We start from the raw sequence: 17,900 nt of genomic DNA, 5'->3' as shown, positions 1-17,900 counted from the left end.
TTGTCCGGGCTACTGGCCCGCAGACGATGGGGGGCCTGTAGCCCGGCTAAGCGTAGCGCGAGCCGGGGAAAAGTGGAGGCTGCATTGCGCGTTGTTTCCCCGGAGGCGGCGCTTGACGCGCCTTGTCCGGGCTACTGGCCCGCAGACGATGGGGAGCCTGTAAACCCGCTAAGCGCTGCGCGAGCCGGGGAAAAGCGGAGGTTACATTGCGCGTTGTTTCCCCGGAGGCGGCGCTTGACGCGCCTTGTCCGGGCTACTGGCCCGCAGACGATGGGGAGCCTGTAGCCCGGCTAAGCGTAGCGCGAGCCGGGGAAAAGCGGAGGCTGCATTGCGCCTCTAACCCGGGAGGCGGCGCCTGATGCGCCTGTCCGGCTACAAAGCGCTTACAGCGTAATCGTCAACGCATTGTCCTGCGCGGTCACCACCACGCCCAGCTCGCTACCCGCCTGCGCGCCGCCCTGCACGCCGGCAACGTGCTGGATATTGCGCAGGCATAGCGTCCAGCCGCCGGCCTCGCCGTCACCGCTGACGGTGATGACATTGCCCTGGCGTTTTGCCGTCAGGGTAAAGACCACCGACCCGTCCGCGGCTGGCACCTGGCAGACGGCTTCGCGACCATCGTCGAGGCTAAACAGCTGGAAGGCGGTACCTTCGTTCCACGCGTAGTCTGGCTTCTGGTCATTGTTACCCAATGCCAGCAGAGTGTTATCACGCACGTACACCGGCAGGCTCAGCACATCGTGATTCTGCTTATGCCAGCGGCTACCCTGTGCTTCATCATTACGCCACAGATGAGTCCAGCGGCCTTCCGGCAGCCAGAACTGCACGTCTCCCGCTTCGCTAAACACTGGCGCCACCAGCACGGAATCCCCCAGCATGTACTGCCGATCCAGATAGTCGCAGGCCGGGTCGTGCGGGAACTCCAGCATCATCGAACGCAGCATCGGCGTACCGAACTCATTGGCCAGCGCCGCCTGCCGGTACAGATACGGCATCATGCGGCATTTCAGCTGCGTGAAGTGGCGCACCACGTCGCAGGACTCGTCATCGTAGGCCCACGGCACGCGATAGGATTTGCTGCCGTGCAGCCGGCTGTGGCTCGACAGCAGGCCGAAGGCGCACCAGCGCTTGTAGACGTGGGCGGGCGCGGTGTTTTCGAAGCCGCCGATATCGTGGCTCCAGAACCCAAAGCCGGACATGCCGATCGACAGGCCGCCGCGCAGGCTTTCCGCCATCGATTCATAGTTGGCGTAGCAGTCGCCGCCCCAGTGCACCGGGAACTGCTGCGCGCCCACCGAGGCGGAACGCGCGAACAGCACCGCTTCTTTCTCGCCGACGGTCTCTTTCAGCACGTTCCACACCAGCTCGTTATAGATGAAGGCGTAGTGGTTGTGCATTTTTTGCGGATCGGAACCATCAAACCACTGCACGTCGGTCGGGATACGCTCGCCGAAGTCGGTCTTGAAGCAGTCAACGCCCATCGCCACCAGGCCTTTCAGCTTGTCGGCATACCACTGGCAAGCTTGCGGATTAGTGAAATCATAAATCGCCAGCCCCGGCTGCCATTTATCCCACTGCCACAGCGAACCGTCCGGACGTTTCAGCAGATAGCCTTTCTCCTGCAGCTCTTTAAACACCGGCGAACGCTGGCCGATATAGGGGTTAATCCACACGCAGACCTTCAGCCCTTTCTCTTTCAGGCGCTTAATCATGCCTTCCGGGTCCGGGAAGGTCACCGGATCCCATTCAAAATCGCACCACTGGAAAGCCTTCATCCAGAAGCAGTCAAAGTGGAACACGTGCAGCGGCAGGTTGCGCTCCGCCATGCCGTCGATAAAGCGGTTAACCGTCGCTTCATCGTAGTTGGTCGTGAACGAGGTGGTCAGCCACAGGCCGAAAGACCAGGCCGGCGGCAGCGCCGGACGCCCGGTAAACCGGGTATAGCGGTTCAGCACCTCTTTCGGGGTCGGGCCGTCGATCACGAAGTACTCCAGGTATTCACCTTCGACGCTGAACTGCACCTTAGAGACTTTCTCGGAGCCGATTTCGAAAGAGACGCGCTCCGGATGATTAACCAGCACGCCGTAGCCGCGGTTAGTCAGATAGAACGGGATATTTTTGTACGACTGTTCGGTGCTGGTGCCGCCGTCTTCGTTCCAGGTGTCGACCGTCTGACCGTTGCGCACCAGCGCGGTAAAGCGCTCGCCGAGGCCATAAACGGTGTCGCCGACGCCGAGATCCAGGCGCTCGAACATATAGTTGCGGTTGGTTTTCGTATCCTGCACGTAGCCGTCGTTTTTCAGCTGGCTACCGGTAATCCGCACGCCGTCGCGCAGGAAATCCAACGACCAGAAGTCGCCTTTCGTGACGCGTGCGGTCAAATTGCCGCTCTTCAGCTCGGCAAATTCAGCGCCGTTGTGAATCTCCACCTTCACATCTTTTACAACGTTCAGCGGATAATGCGGGCCGTTGTTCAGCGCGCCCTGAAAATGCTCCATGCGTACGCCGATCACCCCTTCCTGCGGAGAGAAGAAGCGCACGGTAAAGAGCGGAACGTCCAGCTGGGCGGCGCGCTCGCGCACTTCGCGCGACGCGACATAGACCACCATGTCGTTACCCTGTTGCTCAACCTCGTATACTTGTACGGGTTGGATCAGATTGAGTCCGGGTTGGACAAGCCAGTTTCCATCACTGATTTTCATCAATATCTTCCTTTTAGTTTTGCCATTCTTTGTCGATCGGCGCTGAAGTGAAGTCGTGTTCGTTGCGCCGTGCCCCCTGAGCCAGCTCCGTCATCATCTTTTTCAGGAACGGCGTTTTCAGGGTGTAGTAGCGTTTAGCAATGACCGCGCTCAGCAGATAGCAGACCGCCGGAGCGAGGGTAAATAATGAGATAATGATGGTGATAGTGGCGCTGTTCTGGGTTTTGGCCGCAGCATCGTAACCGCCGCCTGCCAGCATCCAGCCAATCAGCGCGCCACCCAGCGCCAGGCCCAGCTTGAGCACGAACAGGGTGCCCGCAAAGCTGATGCCGGTCAGGCGTTTGCCGTTACACCATTCGCCGTAATCGACGGTGTCGGACATCATCACCCACTGAATCGGCGTCACCAGCTGGTGCAGCACGCCAATCACGAAGATAAAGGCGAACATGGTGATTTCGGCGTCCATCGGCACGAAGAACATCGCCACGCTCAGCGCCGCAAGCAGAGCATTGGTCCACCAGAAGACGCTGACTTTGCATTTCCAGTCGGTGAGCGGCTTCGCCAGCGCCGAGCCAATCAGGTTGCCGACGCAGTAGGTGGTGAGAAAGGCGGTGAACAGACCCGCAGATCCCATGATCCAGGTGGTGTAGTACATCATCGCGCCGCCGCGAACGCAGACCGCGAGGATGTTGAGGATGGTCAGCAGACCAACGACACGCCACTGATCGTTGCGCCAGATATCGCGCAGGTCTTCCCGCATTGAGGTTGAGCTCGGCGGCGCTTCGACGCGCTCTTTGGTGGTGAAGAAGCAAAACGCCAGCATCAGGAACGCGATCGCCGAGAGCACCGCGATGCCGCCCTGGAAACCAAAGGCTTTGTCTTCGCCACCGATAAAGTTCACCAGCGGCATCATCAGCACGGTGGAGAGCATGCCGCCCGCCGTCGCCAGCACAAAGCGCCAGGACTGCAGGGAGATGCGCTGCGTTGGGTTGTCGGTGATAACCCCGCCCAGCGCGCAGTACGGGATGTTAACGACGGTGTAGAGCAGGGTCAGCAGCGTGTAGGTGACCGCGGCGTAAATCAGCTTGCCGTTATGACTCAGGTCCGGCGAGCTATAGGCCAGTACGCAGACGAGGCCGAACGGAATCGCGCCGAACAGGATCCACGGGCGGAATTTCCCCCAGCGGCTGCGGGTACGGTCGGCCAGCAGCCCCATGCAGGGGTCGGATATCGCATCCAGCGCGCGGGCCAGCAGGAACATGGTGCCGACATAGCCGGCAGGAATACCAAAAATATCGGTATAGAAAAACATCATATACAACATGACGTTATCAAAAATGATGTGGCTTGCGGCATCGCCCATGCCGTAGCCAATCTTCTCTTTGACGGACAAAATATGATCTTTCATCGCACACTCTTCTCTCAGCGCTGCCGCGGGTTGGTACCGGTTACATGCTTTGTAAACCATCCGCGCAGTAAGATGAATTGCGATATCTCATATTCAAATTACGTTTCTTGTTTTATGTGATCCCGGTAGCCTGAAAGAGTGTTTAAAAGTGTAAGCCACGGATTTTGCAAGGAATTGTTTAAGAAGGTTCTGTAAAGTCCAGTTTTAACAGTAAAAAAGTGCGTTTGGGTATGTGGTTAATGCAGGAAAGTAGCTATAATGCGCCCCGCCTCCATGTAGCAATCGAGGCGCGGAAGATCGTCATCTCCGGTGAGGTGGCTGGACTTCAAATCCAGTTGGGGCCGCCAGCGGTCCCGGGCAGGTTCAACTCCTGTGATCTTCCGCCAGTTCAATCATTTTTATCCATGTGAACTTATCCAGAAAATCAGCCTTTCGGTTCAATACCTTTCGCTTTTAGCGCGCTTCTCGCCAGTTCTTTAAACCAGCTCGTAAAATTCCCCCCTTCTTCCGCTGCCACGGTATCCAGCTATTCCTTCAACGAGTTGATTTTGTTTTCTATGCAGATTTTGCATCCCTGACATCAGGCCGTATTACTGCAACTTCATCAATCCTCCCAAAGTGTAGGCAGAGCATTAAGTAACGTCTAAATTGCGCTATAAATTAAGTGACTGATATATTTCACTTTTTATGTGTTTTTCGCGCCTTTCTGCCGGACGGCGCCTTGCCCGGCCTACGCGATCCGGGATTATCTTTGGGCCTGTGTAATTCCCACAGGGCTGCGCTGCATGGCGTTTAGTTATACAGCCCCAGCTTCTGTGATAGTTCACTCAGCTCACGCATCGCCTCCAGGCTTTTTTGTTTCCGCTGTTCCGCAGCCACCTTCTCCCGCACCCGTTCCGCCACCCTCTCCGGCTCCTCAGACGAAACCACCCGGCAATCGTCTAACGTACAATACTCCCTAAAGCGCTGGCGGAACTTCATCTCTTCTTTTTCTCTGACCAGACCAAAGCCGCGCATCAGCTGGCGCGCGACCACGATGCGCGTTGCGATATCAATATCCTCTGACGGCAGTAGCAGTATGGAATACCCGACCTGCCGCACAAGCAGTCGGTTGCTGGCAACGATCTCCGGGCAGACATCGGTGGCAAGAAATCCCGAGGAGAGCACCACCACTCGTTTTTCATGCGGATTCTCCGCCAGCAGGCGAGAGCATAGCGCGGCGTTCTCACGCACATAGCGCTCGTATCCATCGCGCTGAATATATTGGCGAATATTTAAAATCTGCTCGCAAAATTCGCTATCGAGATCGATAAGCCGGTAGCTCATCGCCTGCGCCAGCAGCGCTCCAACCGTGCTTTTCCCCACCCCGCCAGGGCCAATCAGAAACAGCGTATTCATCTTTGATTTCCCGCATCCTTGTAAAAATGTCATTTCATCAGAATATGGCAAAGAACACTGTGCTGGATAACCACCTCGCTGTTTATCTGTTCCGGTGGCCGCACGCAGCACGGCGTGATGCTCGATTTTTATCGCGTCCGCTGATTTTCACTTTTTCAATATAACTGTTATCGCCGTCGGGCCATTTTTCCCCCGCCTGCCGCGGTCTATCCTCAGTACAGTCAAACGATGAACCTTATTCAAAACCGGAGAGTGTATGAAAGCGATCGCCATTACTCGCGCAGCGACCGAAGGCAGCAATATTCCTTTTTTAACCGACATTGAGCTGCCGCAGCCGGTTGCCGAGGGGCATGACCTGCTGGTTGAAGTGAAGGCCATTTCCGTCAACCCGGTGGATACCAAAGTCCGCGCCGGGTTTAACGCCGATACCCCGCGCGTGCTGGGCTGGGACGCGGTCGGCGTGGTGAAAGCCGTCGGCAGCGCGGTGACGCTGTTCGCCGCGGGAGATGAAGTATGGTACGCCGGCGCGCTGGGCCGTCCGGGCAGCAACAGCGAATTTCAGTTAGTGGATGAGCGCATCGTCGCCCGCAAACCCCGTTCGCTGGACAACGCCTCCGCCGCCGCGCTACCGCTCACCGCCATAACCGCCTGGGAGCTGCTGTTCCACCGCCTTGGCGTAAAGGAAGGCGGCAACGCGGGCGAAACGCTGCTGATCGTCGGCGCGGCAGGCGGCGTCGGTTCAATACTGACCCAGCTCGCCAGCAAGCTGACCGGCATGACGGTCATTGGCACCGCCTCGCGTCCGGAAAGCCAGAAATGGGTACGAGAAGCGGGGGCACATCATGTTATCGATCACAGCAAACCGCTCGCCGACGAGCTGGCGCGGATTGGCGTTAAAGCAGTGACCCATGTCGCCAGCCTGACCAATACCGACCAGCACTATCCGCAGCTGATCGCCGCTCTCGCACCGCAGGGCAAGCTGGCGCTTATTGACGACCCGGAAACCCTCGATGTGGTGCCGCTGAAGGCGAAAAGCATCTCCCTGCACTGGGAATTTATGTTTACCCGCTCGATGTTCGCAACGCCGGATATGATCGCCCAGCATCAGCTGCTGACCCGCGTGGCGGCGTTGATAGACGACAACACCATTAAGACCACCCTCGGCGAGCACTACGGCGCCATCACCGCCGCCAACCTGCAAAAAGCGCACGCGCAGCTGGAAACCGGGCGTTCGGTGGGCAAAATCGTGCTGGAGGACTTTTAAGATGAGCCACGAAGCGATCTCGATTATCGCGGTGCTGAAGGCAAAGCCGAGGCAGAAAGATGCGCTGCGGCAAGCCCTGCAGGCGCTGCTGCTGCCGACGCGTCAGGAGCCAGGCAACCTCGATTACGCCCTGTTTCAGTTGCGCGATGCGCCGGATACGTTCTATATGCGCGAATCCTGGCGTAGTCAGGAAGCGCTGGAAGCGCATGTCGCCCTGCCGCACTTCCAGAATTTTATCGCGCAGATGAATGACCTGCTTGCCGAACCGCTGCGGCTGGATTACCTGACGCCCGTCGCGCCCTGATATTTTCTGCACTCCGTTTACGGGGGTGAGCCCATCTTTGACCCTTTGAGCTCTCCCCCTCCCAACCCGCCTCAACCAGGCCAGGCTTGATCCTGCCGCTCAAAAAAACGCTCTCCCCCCTCCGTTTTATTCAACGCCGTTATGTAGAAGAGGTTTTGCTATGCAGATCAACGCTATTGGAACGAACTCGGCCAGCCAGCCGCTGGGGTCAATGGCCATCACCCGCCGCGAACCGGGGCCGGACGATGTGCAGATCGCCATTGATTATTGCGGCGTCTGCCACTCGGATGTACATCAGGCCCGCGCCGAATGGGCCGGAACGCTCTATCCCTGCGTACCGGGCCATGAAATCGTCGGCCGGGTGACCGCCGTGGGCAGTCGGGTCTCCGGTCACGCCGTGGGCGATCTGGTGGGCGTCGGCTGTATGGTCGACAGCTGTAAAGAGTGCGAGGAGTGCCGGGATGGGCTGGAAAACTATTGCGACCATATGGTGCTCACCTATAACGGCCCGACGCAGGACGCGCCCGGCCACACTTTAGGCGGTTACTCCCAGCAGATCGTCGTTCATCAGCGCTACGTGCTGCGCGTCCGCCATCCCAAAGAGCAGTTGGCCGCCGTCGCGCCGCTGCTGTGCGCGGGCATCACGACGTACTCGCCGCTGCGCCACTGGAACGTCGGGCCGGGTAAGAAAGTCGGCATCGTTGGCATCGGCGGACTGGGGCATATGGGCATCAAGTTGGCCCACGCCATGGGCGCCCACGTGGTGGCCTTCACCACCTCGGAATCCAAGCGTGACGCGGCGCGCGAGCTGGGCGCGGACGAAGTGGTGGTCTCTCGCAACGAAAACGAAATGGCCGCCCACCTGAAAAGCTTCGACTTTATTCTCAACACCGTGGCGGCGCCGCATAACCTCGATGCCTTCACCACCCTGCTCAAGCGCGACGGCACCATGACGCTGGTGGGCGCCCCCGCCACGCCGCATCCCTCGCCGGAAGTGTTTAATCTAATCTTCCGCCGCCGGTCAATTGCCGGGTCGATGATCGGCGGCATTCCGGAAACCCAGGAGATGCTCGATTTCTGCGCCGAGCACGGCATCGTCGCCGATATAGAGCTGATTCGCGGCGACCAGATTAACGAGGCCTGGGAGCGGATGATTAAAGGCGACGTGAAATACCGCTTCGTCGTCGACAGCGCCACGCTCGGCGATTAAGCCCCGCGGCGAAAGGTGCGCCGCCACTCCGCCGGGCTGACGCCAAAGCGCGCTTTAAACTGCTGGCGCCAGGTTACGGCGGAGCGATAGCCCACTTCCTCCGCCACCTGTCCGACCGGTAAATCCCCCGCCTCCAGCAGGATCTGGCTGCGCCGCAGGCGCTCGGCGGCCAGCCAGTCGGCGATACCCATCCCGGTCGCTTTGGCGAAATGGCGGGTCAGGGTCCGGCGGCTCATCGCTGCAACCTGCGCCAGGGAGTCAAGATTATGCGGTTCGCGGATGTGCTGCTGGAGATACTCAAGCAGGCCGTTAATCCGCGCGTCGCGGGTGTTTTTCGGTACCGGCTGGGCGATAAACTGCGCCTGGCCGCCCTCACGGTGCGGTGGGACGATCATTCGCCGGGCGATCTGATTGGCGACAAGGCTGCCAAAACGCTGGCGAATGAGATACAGGCAGCAGTCGAGCGCCGCCGCGGTACCCGCCGAGGTGATTACCCCTTCATCGTCAACGTACAGCGCGTTGATATCCAGCCGCACCTGCGGAAACAGGCGCTGAAAATCCTGTTCGAACTCCCAGTGGGTCGCCGCGCGCCTGTTGTCCAGCAGCCCGGCGTAGCCGAGTACAAACGCCCCGAGGCACAGGCCGACGATCTGCGCGCCGTTATTGCGCGCGCGAACCAGACCGTCCAGCAGCGACTGCGGAGGACGCTGATTTACCGCCCCCCAGTAAGGCACCACCACGATATCCGCCTGCTCCAGAAGAGAAAAATCGCCGCTGGCGTTCAGCGCGAAGCCGTCGCGGGCGCTCAGCAGCCCGGGCCGTTCGGCGCAAATATGCAGGTTAAAGCGTTTGGTTTCCGAGACCGTATCGCCAAACAGCATACAGGGCACCGAGTAGTGGAACGGGCTAAACCCGTCCACCGCTACAATCGCCACTTCCGTGAGTTTCATCGCCCGCTCCGCTTTTAAAAGACCATACTTTCCCCATCCTGCGGGATGCTGACCGCCTCGGCAATCTGATTGTCAGCCACGTACTGGCGTAGCTCATCGCGGCTGAGCAGACAGTGGTTCACCGCCTCCAGATGGCTGGCGACAATTTTGGCTTCCGGTAGGGTGAAGTGCGCCTTCAGCACATCCTCTTTGCCCATGATGATCGGCCCAAAACCGATGACGTGCGCATACCCGGCATTCAACACCACTACGTCAGGGCGCAGCCTGAGCATGTCGGCTTCCACTTCATCGCGCCAGATGGTGTCCCCCACCAGCCACAGGGTTTTCTCCTGCGGATGGCGCAGCACCACGCCGCAGGCTTCGCCCAGGCGCTCGGCCATTGCCGGCACCGCATAGGTGCGATCGCTGCCGTGCTGGCCCGAGGTGGTTTTCACCAGCGCAACGTCAGCAAACGCGCTGCCCTCAGAGAGCAGACGAATATCGCGAAAGCCCTGGCCGCCCAGCAGCTGAGCGTCGGCGTCATGCTGGACGTAAACCGGCAGGGTTTTGGGGATCGCGGCGATCGCCGCCTCGTCCCAGTGATCATCATGGGTGTGGGTGACGATAACGGCATCCACGTCAACGATCGCTTCAATGGAAAAAGGTAATTCCACTAGTGGGTTACGCAACTCGCTGCGCGCGGTACCGGCGAAACCCGCCCAGGCGCCCCTGGCTGAAAGCATCGGGTCAATCAGAAACTTTTTACCCGCATATTCAATAAGCTGGGTAGCATTACGCACATGGGTGATTTTCATGATGTTCATTCCTCTTCGCGGTTATCTGGCGAACATCGTACGTCCCACAAGCCTGGCGCAATATGGGCGTTTGGGCAATGAACGATGAAATCGGGCCAATCTGCGACGGTTGCCATTGGCTCCCGGCTATGATGTGCTGAACGCTCAACGTTGAGGAACAGTAGCTACGATGAAAAAGAAACTCACTTCCGCCGATATGCACGATGTTGAAGTTCTGGCAGACACCCCATGGTTCAGCATGCGCAAGGTCGGAATTGATATGGCGCCCGGCGATCGGCGGGATTTTTACTCCATTCACTATCCTCGCCCGGCGGTGGGGATTGTGGCGATGCAGGATGACAAAGTGCTGCTGATTCGCCACTACCGTTACCTGATCGATCGGGTGGTGTGGGCCGTTCCTTCAGGCGGCGTTGATGAAGAGGAAGACCCGCGCGAGGCGGCCCTGCGCGAGCTGCGGGAAGAGACCGGCTGGCAGGCGCAGCGCGCCGACGAAATCATCCGCTATAACCCATCCTATGGCAGCAGCGACCAGCTGTTTATCACCTGGCTTGCCAGTGATTTAACCTGGGTGGGGATGGATGAAGATCAGGATGAGGTGATGGAAACGGGCTGGTTTACCCTCGAAGAGATTGGCCAGCTGATCGCCCGCGGCGAGATGCCGGACGGGCTATCGCTGGTGCCGCTGCTGCATCTGATGGCGCAACGGCGCACCGGTTTAGCGTAACGGTTTCAGCATCCGCCAGCGAAACCACAGCTGGGCGACGAGGATCAGCACACCGCCGATAATCTTCTGCAACGGCAGCTGTTCGCCGTACCACAGCGCGGCGGCAATCACCGTCAGCAGCGGTTCCAGCACCATTATAATCGCCGCGCTGGCGACCGCCGCGTACTTCTGCCCCTTCATTTGCAGGCCGAAGCGCAGGCTGGTGGCGATAACGATGCTGGCGAGCAGCCAGCCGAAGGTCGGCAGGGTAAACGGCTGAGTCCAGCTTTCAACGGCGGCGGAAATCCCCAGCCCGACAATCCCGGTGATGCCTAGCTGCACGGTAGTCAGCGGGATCAGCGGCACCTCGCGGGCGCTTTTGCTGGTGTAGCAAAACCAGATCGACTGCACCAGCGCGGTCAGCAGAAACCAGCCCTGGCTGGGGTGAAACGCAATCGGCATATGCAGGCTGAGCAATCCGAGGCCGACAATGGCAATCGGCAGGCACTCCCAGTAGGCCCGCGCCGGCCGCGCCTTCATCATCACCCATGCGGTAAGCGGCACGAACAGCATCGACAGGCTCATGATAAACGCCCCTTCGCCCAGCGACGGGGTCGTCGATACCGAATAGATCCACAGGCACAGGTTTAGCGCAAACCACAGGCCGCTGATAATCATGCGCGGCCACTGCTGCCTCTCGACGCGCAGGCCGCGGCAGAAAGGTAGCAGCAGCAGCGCGGCGAAGAAAAAACGCAGGCCGAGGAAAGCGAAAACCGGCATGCCGGCAATCGCTTCCCGGGAAAAAATCCATCCGCAGGCGGCGATAACCGTCGCGGCTATGAGCAGCAAATCAGCCTGGCGTTGCCGGGTCATCGCCACGTCTCCTTGTGTCAGTCATTACCAGCCGGGCACCGCGCCGCCGTTGAAGATGGTCTCCGCCGCCTTCGCCACTTCCGGCGACTGGTAGGAGTGGATAAACGCTTTGACGTTTTCCGCGTCTTTGTTGTCTTCACGGGTCACGATGATGTTCACATAGGGCGAGTTTTTATCTTCAATAAAGATACCGTCGCGCACCGGTGAAAGGCCGGTCTGCTGCAGGTAGGTGGTGCTGATGATCGCCACGTCAACTTTCGGGTCGTCGATGACGCGCGGCAGCTGCGCCCCTTCCAGCTCCATAATTTTCAGGTTATGCGGGTTATCGGTGATATCGACCGCCGTCGGCAGCAGGCCAGTGCCCGCTTTAAGGGTAATCAGCTTTTCCTGCTGCAGCAGAAGCAGCGCGCGGCCCAGGTTGGTCGGGTCGTTCGGAATAGCGATGGTCGCGCCGTCTTTCAGCTCGGCGACGGATTTTATTTTGCGCGAGTAGCCCGCCATCGGGAAGACGAAGGTGTTGCCCACCGCCACCAGACGATAGTTGTGGGCTTTATTATCCTGTTCGAGGAACGGGCGGTGCTGAAAGACGTTGGCGTCCAGATCGCCAGCGTTGGTGGACTCATTCGGCAGCAGCGAGCCGCTAAAGCCCACCAGCTCCACGTCGAGACCATATTTCTCTTTGGCCACTTTCTTCGCCACTTCCGCCACATCCTGTTCCGCGCCGTTAATGACGCCGACTTTAATGTGCTTCGCATCGCTGCCCTTCTGGTCGCAGCCCGCCAGCAGCAGGCCCGCCAGCACCACGGCGGCGGCTGTCCGTAAACGCAATTTCATTGTTATAACCCCATCAGTCCATAGAAAATCGTTATTATTTTTCGTCTGAAACTATAACGACTTTATGGCGAGGTTTTAAACGCAAAAACCGCAACCGGAAATAAAATCATCTTCCCCCTTTCTCCCGGGGGGCGGCTCGCTGCGCAGAACGGGGACGCGCCTTACAGCCCCAGCTCACTCAATCCCGGGTAATCGTCCGGGCGGCGGCCCTGGGGCCAGTGAAACAGACGCTCGCTCTCGGTGATGGGCAGATCGTTAATGCAGGCGTAGCGCGTATGCATCAGTCCGTGCCGATCAAACTCCCAGTTCTCGTTGCCGTAAGAGCGAAACCAGTTGCCGCTGTCATCTTGCCACTCATAGGCAAAGCGTACCGCAATACGGTTATCGCTCCATGCCCACAGCTCCTTAATCAGCCGGTACTCCTGCTCTCTACGCCATTTGCGCTGCAGGAAGTCGATAATCTGCGTTCTGCCGTGAACAAATTCGCTGCGGTTACGCCATTCGCTATCGACGGTATAGGCCAGGGCGACCTTAGCGGCATCGCGGCTGTTCCAGCCATCTTCTGCGGCACGGACTTTTTGCGCGGCGCTCTCGCGGGTGAACGGCGGCAGAGGCGGACGTTGTTCGGTCATCATGAATCTCCTGTATGAATACCCTTCATACTTCAAGTTGCTTATGTGTTGGCTATGGATTACTCGGCCCATCCATGGGCCTCGCCCTCACGGGCCGTCGCAAGCGACGTTCAAATCTGCTCCCGGCAGATTTGTCGTTCCCCCCAGTCACATAGTTATCTATGCTCCTGGGGATTAATAAAAGGCTCCTGCCTCTCACCGGAGGCCAGCCTTCGGCTGGTCAAATTCGTTCCCGACGAATTTGTCACTCCCTTGCCGCCTTTAAGCAACTCGAATTATTTGGGGTATATAAGCTGCTGCAGGCGCTGATTTTCCCGCTCCAGTTCGTCAATACGCTGTTGCAGCGTCTGGCTATACTCCGCCACCTGCTGAGCGGTGTAGCGGGGAGTAATATGCTGGGGGCAGTTCCAGTCAAAAGCCTGCAAATGAAAACGGTAAATACGCTCAATCCGGGCCCGATAGTTCTCCGGCGCGACCCGCGCCAGCAGCTGCGGGTCGGCATCCGCCGCCGTCACCTCTACGGTGGCGTAGATTTTCAGCCTGGCACGGCGCGGGTAATCCATCAAAAACAGGCAGGCCCGATCGCTGCCGCGCAGGTTGCCGGTGGTGATGTACTGGCGATTACCGGAAAAATCCGCCATCGCCAGGGTGGTTTCATCCAGCAGATGCAGAAAGCCCACCGGACCGCCGCGATGCTGAATATAGGGCCAGCCGGTTTGCGAAAGAGTGGCCAGATAGAAGCTGTCGCGGGTGGCAATCATCGCCTCCTCGCTGGCGCCGAAGCGCTCACCCCGGCGCTGGCGATGCGGCGACTGCCACAGCTCATTGCTGCCCATTTCATGCTGGACAGCCATCACGTCCGGCGTCATGGCGATATCAAGAAATTCTGCTGGCATAGTTCCTCCCGATGCGTTGCGGCGTAACTCATCATGGACTGTGCTGGCAGAAAAGATAATAGTGGGAATATGACAATCATCTTTCCGTAAAACGGGATAATTATGGACCGACTCAGCGCGATGGCGCTGCTGGTGAAAATTACCGAGCTCGGCAGCATGTCGGCGGCGGCGCGGGCGTTGAATATGCCGCTGACCACCGTTAGCCGCCAGGTTGGCGAACTGGAAAATACCCTCGGCGTGCGCCTGATGATCCGCACCACCCGCAAGCTGACGCTGACCGATGCCGGCGTCGATTATGTCGCCGCCGCGCGGCGCATTCTCGAAGAGGTGGAGAACGCCGAGCGCCAGGCGGCGGGCGAATATCAGGAGCCAAAAGGCGAGCTGGTTCTCTCGGCGCCGACCATGTTTGGCCGTCAGCATGTTTTACCGGTGGTGACGGATTTTCTCGCCCGTTACCCGCAGATTCGCGTCCGTTTACTGCTTAGCGACCGCAACGCCGATCTGGTGGGCGATCATATTGATTTAGCGGTACGGATCGGCACCCTGCCGGACAGCGGGATGGTGGCCACCCGGCTGGGCGAGATGCGCATCGTCACCTGTGCGCACCCGGCTTTGCTGGAAAAACACGGCATACCTGAACGCCCGCGCGAACTGGCCGCGCTACCGATCATTCGTATTGAATCGCCAATGCCTTATCGCGGCTGGCGCTTTAACGCCGAAGAGGCGGAGGACCGGCTGGTGGCGCTGCAGCCGGTGCTGTCGCTGACCACGCCGGAGAGCGCCGCCGACGCCGCCCGTCTGGGGGCAGGCGTGGCGCGCCTGCTGCACTACCAGGCGATTGACGGTCTGGCCTGCGGCGAACTGACGCTTTTCCTGCAGGCGATGGAACCGGAACCTGCGCCGGTGCACCTGCTGTACACCTCCCGGGATCTGGCTCCGCTTAAGCTGCGTAAATTCATCGATTTCGCCGCGCCGGCTCTGCGTCAGGCGCTGTTGCGTATCGCCGCCGCCGTCTAGCGCACGCTGGTTTTCAGCGGCGCTTCTTTCAGTAGCCAGGAGAGGGCAAACGCCACCGCCATAATGCAGGCCGCCATCAGAAACGCCGCATGGATAGCGGATCCGAAGGCGTCCAGATAATCGAGGCGGATCTCCGCCGGGAGATTCTGTACCGCCGCCGGGTTCAGCGCCCTCGGCAACTGTGCCCCCTCAGGTAGCAGGCGCTGAAGATTGCTTTGCAGCACGTGGGTAAATACCGCCCCGAACAGCGCCACGCCGATGGAGCCGCCAATCGATCGAAACAGCGTGACCCCGGAGGTCGCCACCCCGTACATCTGCGCGGGCATCGCGTTCTGCACTGCCAGCACCAGCACCTGCATCACCAGTCCCAAACCCGCTCCTAGTACCCCGGTAAACAGATAGAGCTGCCACATCGCGGAGTGGATGGTAATGCGCGTCAGCAGCACCATGCCGACCACCCCCAGCAGGGTGCCGATAATCGGAAACACCCGATACTTACCGGTACGGCTGATAATGCGCCCGCTGATGATTGACGTCAGCAGCAGGCCGCCCATCAGCGGAATCAGCTGCAGGCCCGCCTCGGTCGGCGTCGCTTCTTTAACCACCTGTAAATAGAGCGGCAGAAAGGTCACCGAGCCGAACAGCGCCATGCCGATAACAAAGCCAATCAGGCTGCATAGCAAAAAGCTGCGGTTGCGGAACAAGGAGAGCGGAATAATCGGCTCGCTGGCCAGCCGCTCTTCATGAATAAAGCCGATAATCCCGACCAGGCCGAACGCCAGGATGCACCACAGCTGCGGGTCGCTCCACGCGCGGACGCTGCCGCCCTCGGAGGTAAACAGGATGATACACAGCAGCGCCATGCTGAGGTAAATCGCCCCCAGCCAGTCGATCTGATGCTGGCTGCGTTTGTTGCTGCTGTGAAAGACCGCGCCGATCACCAGCAGCGCAAACAGCCCAAGCGGCAGGTTGATGTAAAAAATCCAGCGCCAGGAGGCGTGCTGCACCAGGAAGCCGCCGATTAACGGCCCAATTACCGTCGCCAGGCCAAAGACGCCGCCGAACAGGCCCTGATAGCGGCCGCGATGCGCCGGCGGGATGACGTCAGCCACCGCCGCCATGCTGATCACCATCAGGCCGCCGCCGCCGAGCCCCTGCAGAGCGCGCATCAGCACCAGTTGAGTCATATTTTGCGCCAGCCCGCAGAGGGCGGAACCGGCAAGAAACAGCACAATCGCTACCTGCAAGACGATTTTGCGCCCGAAGAGATCGCCGAATTTGCCGTACAGCGGCACCGCGATGGTCGAACTCAGGATGTAGGCGGTGACCACCCAGGAGAGCTTATCCAGTCCGCCGAGCTCGCCGACGATGGTCGGCAGCGCGGTGGAGACAATAGTCTGATCCAGCGCCGAGAGCAGCATCACCAGCAGCAGGGCGCTGAAGAGCAGGCGGATTGAGGGGACCGCCGGTTGGCTGGCGATTTCAGTTGTCATAGCATGACTCGCTTGAAATTAATTAAATGCATAATTAATATTTAGGGAAATGATGAATCTGGTCAAGGGATCGCCACACGATGTCAGCACAAAAAGACAATGAAGCCCCGCGTCGGCCCGGTCGCCCTCGCGGGCAGAAATCCGGCCCCGCCAACCGCGAACAGCTGATGGATATTGCCCTGGCGCTGTTTGCCCGCCACGGGATCGCCCGCATTTCGCTGAACGCCATTGCCAAAGAGGCGGGGGTAACGCCCGCGATGCTGCACTACTACTTCAGCTCGCGCGAAGCGCTGGTGGAAAAGCTGGTCGAAGAGCGCTTTATGCCGCTACGCAGCGAGATCGGACAAATTTTTGTCGCGCACGGCGACGATCCGGTCACCGCTTTTACGCTGCTGATCGAATCCCTGGCGATGATGGCGGAGAAAAACGCGTGGTTCGCGCCGCTGTGGATGCAGGAGATCATCGGCGAGATGCCGGTGCTGCGCCAGCATATGCACGCGCGTTTTGGCGATGAGAAGTACCACAAGATGCTGGAGACGGTGCGCCGCTGGCAGCGGGAGGGCAAGCTTAATCCGGCACTCTCCCCGGAGCTGCTGTTTACCACCCTGATAAGCCTGGTGCTGGTACCTTTTTCCCGCACCCACACCGATCCGCGGTTGCAATCGGTGGACAGGCAAATGATTGTCAGCCACGCCCTGGCGCTGATAAGCAGCGGGATCGGCGGCTGAATCCCCCCCGGCTCGCGCTGCGCTTAGCCGGGCTACAGGTGCACAGCCGTCTGCAATCCGGGGAATACAATCCGGTTCACAACCGCCTGCGTTCGGGTAGCCCGGATAAGGCGACAGCCGCCATCCGGGAGATACAACCCGCTTCACAGCCGCCTGCGTTCGGATTGCCCGGACAGGCGCATAGCGCCGCCTCCGGGAGGATCTCCTGGGCCTGCTTTACAATACTTTCGATAAATAATGGCGCTGCATACCCGCGTGCGGGAAGTCCGGCAGCGACATCTGCAGCTGATAGCCCAGCTTCTGATAAAACGGCAGCGCCTGGAAGCTGAACGTATCCACCAGCATATGGCTGCAGCCGCGCTCCCGCGCCTGGTTTTCCGCTTCATACATCAGCTCGCTGCCAAGGCCGCTGCCGCGCGACGTTTCGCTGACCCACAGATATTCAATACACAGCCAGCTGCCCTTGCGTTTGGCAATCAATCCCCCGCGCATCTCGCCAGCAGCATCGCGTGAATAAACGCCCAGCTCGCCGAACTGGGCCGGGTCCAGAAAGCGCAGATTGAATTCCCGCAGCCCCGTCAGCAGCTCTTCCTGATCGGCGGGATTAATCTTCTCTGTTATTATTAATGTCATTGATTATCTCCATCTTTTATTTTTCATAGACCACTCACCATCCTACTTTCACAAAATATCC

The 17,900-nt window shown here is 59.3% G+C and carries 17 protein-coding genes, 1 tRNA gene and 1 pseudogene; 8 read left to right on the top strand and 11 right to left on the bottom strand.

What is annotated here, in order from left to right; all coding sequences use genetic code 11:
* Positions 1–383: 383 nt before the first annotated feature.
* Together yicI and K7H21_RS00395 are read right to left on the bottom strand one after the other, a co-directional pair.
* Positions 384–2,702 carry an alpha-xylosidase gene (gene yicI, locus K7H21_RS00400; protein WP_049113155.1) on the bottom strand — a complete coding sequence of 773 codons (2,319 nt, stop codon included), beginning with the start codon at positions 2,700–2,702 and terminating at the stop codon, positions 384–386.
* A 13-nt stretch (positions 2,703–2,715) separates the two neighbouring features.
* Positions 2,716–4,110, bottom strand: coding sequence for a glycoside-pentoside-hexuronide family transporter (locus tag K7H21_RS00395; protein ID WP_223035502.1), 1,395 nt, complete (start codon positions 4,108–4,110; stop codon positions 2,716–2,718).
* Between the two features lie 291 nt (positions 4,111–4,401).
* On the opposite strand from K7H21_RS00395, the gene K7H21_RS00390 reads away from it, so the two are divergent.
* Positions 4,402–4,496, top strand: a tRNA-Sec gene (locus tag K7H21_RS00390).
* A 406-nt stretch (positions 4,497–4,902) separates the two neighbouring features.
* Here the strand turns inward: K7H21_RS00390 and K7H21_RS00385 are convergent.
* Positions 4,903–5,508 carry a shikimate kinase gene (locus K7H21_RS00385; protein WP_123828639.1) on the bottom strand — a complete coding sequence of 202 codons (606 nt, stop codon included), beginning with the start codon at positions 5,506–5,508 and terminating at the stop codon, positions 4,903–4,905.
* Between the two features lie 57 nt (positions 5,509–5,565).
* Here K7H21_RS00385 and K7H21_RS00380 point away from each other — a divergent pair.
* The 4 genes and pseudogenes from K7H21_RS00380 to K7H21_RS00365 form a co-directional block, all read left to right on the top strand.
* Positions 5,566–5,652 (top strand): annotated as a pseudogene (locus K7H21_RS00380) (DUF3237 domain-containing protein); the annotation flags it as partial.
* A 112-nt stretch (positions 5,653–5,764) separates the two neighbouring features.
* Entirely contained in the window at positions 5,765–6,772 is a 1,008-nt protein-coding gene (locus tag K7H21_RS00375) for a zinc-binding alcohol dehydrogenase family protein (protein WP_223035501.1), read from the top strand.
* Position 6,773: 1 nt separating this feature from the next.
* Positions 6,774–7,076 (top strand): putative quinol monooxygenase, encoded by a 303-nt coding sequence (locus tag K7H21_RS00370; protein WP_223035500.1) that lies wholly within the window; start codon positions 6,774–6,776, stop codon positions 7,074–7,076.
* Between the two features lie 160 nt (positions 7,077–7,236).
* Positions 7,237–8,286, top strand: coding sequence for an NAD(P)-dependent alcohol dehydrogenase (locus K7H21_RS00365; RefSeq protein ID WP_004126751.1), 1,050 nt, complete (start codon positions 7,237–7,239; stop codon positions 8,284–8,286).
* On the opposite strand, the gene K7H21_RS00360 is transcribed toward K7H21_RS00365, so the two are convergent.
* Together K7H21_RS00360 and K7H21_RS00355 are read right to left on the bottom strand one after the other, a co-directional pair.
* Positions 8,283–9,236 (bottom strand): GlxA family transcriptional regulator, encoded by a 954-nt coding sequence (locus tag K7H21_RS00360; RefSeq protein ID WP_004126752.1) that lies wholly within the window; start codon positions 9,234–9,236, stop codon positions 8,283–8,285. The two genes, K7H21_RS00365 and K7H21_RS00360, sit on opposite strands and share 4 nt — an antisense overlap.
* A gap of 14 nt (positions 9,237–9,250) precedes the next feature.
* Positions 9,251–10,030, bottom strand: coding sequence for an MBL fold metallo-hydrolase (locus tag K7H21_RS00355; protein WP_049113161.1), 780 nt, complete (start codon positions 10,028–10,030; stop codon positions 9,251–9,253).
* Positions 10,031–10,199: 169 nt separating this feature from the next.
* Here K7H21_RS00355 and K7H21_RS00350 point away from each other — a divergent pair, with 169 nt between their 5' ends.
* On the top strand, positions 10,200–10,754 hold the full coding sequence (locus tag K7H21_RS00350) for an NUDIX hydrolase (protein WP_112166073.1): 555 nt from the start codon (positions 10,200–10,202) through the stop codon (positions 10,752–10,754).
* Here the strand turns inward: K7H21_RS00350 and K7H21_RS00345 are convergent.
* From K7H21_RS00345 to K7H21_RS00330, 4 genes are all read right to left on the bottom strand, one after another.
* Complete coding sequence (locus K7H21_RS00345) at positions 10,746–11,606, bottom strand: DMT family transporter (protein WP_004126758.1); 861 nt, start codon at positions 11,604–11,606, stop codon at positions 10,746–10,748. The genes K7H21_RS00350 and K7H21_RS00345 overlap by 9 nt on opposite strands.
* Before the next feature lie 24 nt (positions 11,607–11,630).
* On the bottom strand, positions 11,631–12,440 hold the full coding sequence (nlpA, locus tag K7H21_RS00340; protein WP_032741986.1) for a lipoprotein NlpA: 810 nt from the start codon (positions 12,438–12,440) through the stop codon (positions 11,631–11,633).
* Between the two features lie 161 nt (positions 12,441–12,601).
* Positions 12,602–13,072: a nuclear transport factor 2 family protein gene (locus K7H21_RS00335; protein ID WP_049113163.1), complete on the bottom strand. Its 471-nt coding sequence runs from the start codon at positions 13,070–13,072 to the stop codon at positions 12,602–12,604.
* A 275-nt stretch (positions 13,073–13,347) separates the two neighbouring features.
* Positions 13,348–13,968 (bottom strand): pyridoxamine 5'-phosphate oxidase family protein, encoded by a 621-nt coding sequence (locus tag K7H21_RS00330; RefSeq protein ID WP_112166075.1) that lies wholly within the window; start codon positions 13,966–13,968, stop codon positions 13,348–13,350.
* Positions 13,969–14,070: 102 nt separating this feature from the next.
* Between K7H21_RS00330 and K7H21_RS00325 the strand changes: the two genes are divergently transcribed.
* Positions 14,071–14,985: a LysR family transcriptional regulator gene (locus K7H21_RS00325; RefSeq protein ID WP_112166077.1), complete on the top strand. Its 915-nt coding sequence runs from the start codon at positions 14,071–14,073 to the stop codon at positions 14,983–14,985.
* Here the strand turns inward: K7H21_RS00325 and K7H21_RS00320 are convergent.
* Entirely contained in the window at positions 14,982–16,478 is a 1,497-nt protein-coding gene (locus K7H21_RS00320; protein ID WP_004126784.1) for an MDR family MFS transporter, read from the bottom strand. The two genes, K7H21_RS00325 and K7H21_RS00320, sit on opposite strands and share 4 nt — an antisense overlap.
* An 80-nt stretch (positions 16,479–16,558) precedes the next feature.
* Between K7H21_RS00320 and K7H21_RS00315 the strand changes: the two genes are divergently transcribed.
* Positions 16,559–17,206: a TetR/AcrR family transcriptional regulator gene (locus K7H21_RS00315; RefSeq protein ID WP_004126785.1), complete on the top strand. Its 648-nt coding sequence runs from the start codon at positions 16,559–16,561 to the stop codon at positions 17,204–17,206.
* Between the two features lie 216 nt (positions 17,207–17,422).
* On the opposite strand, the gene K7H21_RS00310 is transcribed toward K7H21_RS00315, so the two are convergent.
* A complete protein-coding gene (locus K7H21_RS00310; protein WP_123828636.1) occupies positions 17,423–17,839 on the bottom strand; it encodes a GNAT family N-acetyltransferase in 417 nt (138 codons plus the stop codon).
* Positions 17,840–17,900 lie beyond the last annotated feature (61 nt).

The sequence above is a fragment of the Klebsiella sp. CTHL.F3a genome (genome assembly GCF_019890895.1).
GTDB classification, from domain to species: Bacteria; Pseudomonadota; Gammaproteobacteria; order Enterobacterales; family Enterobacteriaceae; genus Klebsiella; species Klebsiella grimontii.
This window is presented reverse-complemented; position numbering and strand designations above follow the sequence as displayed.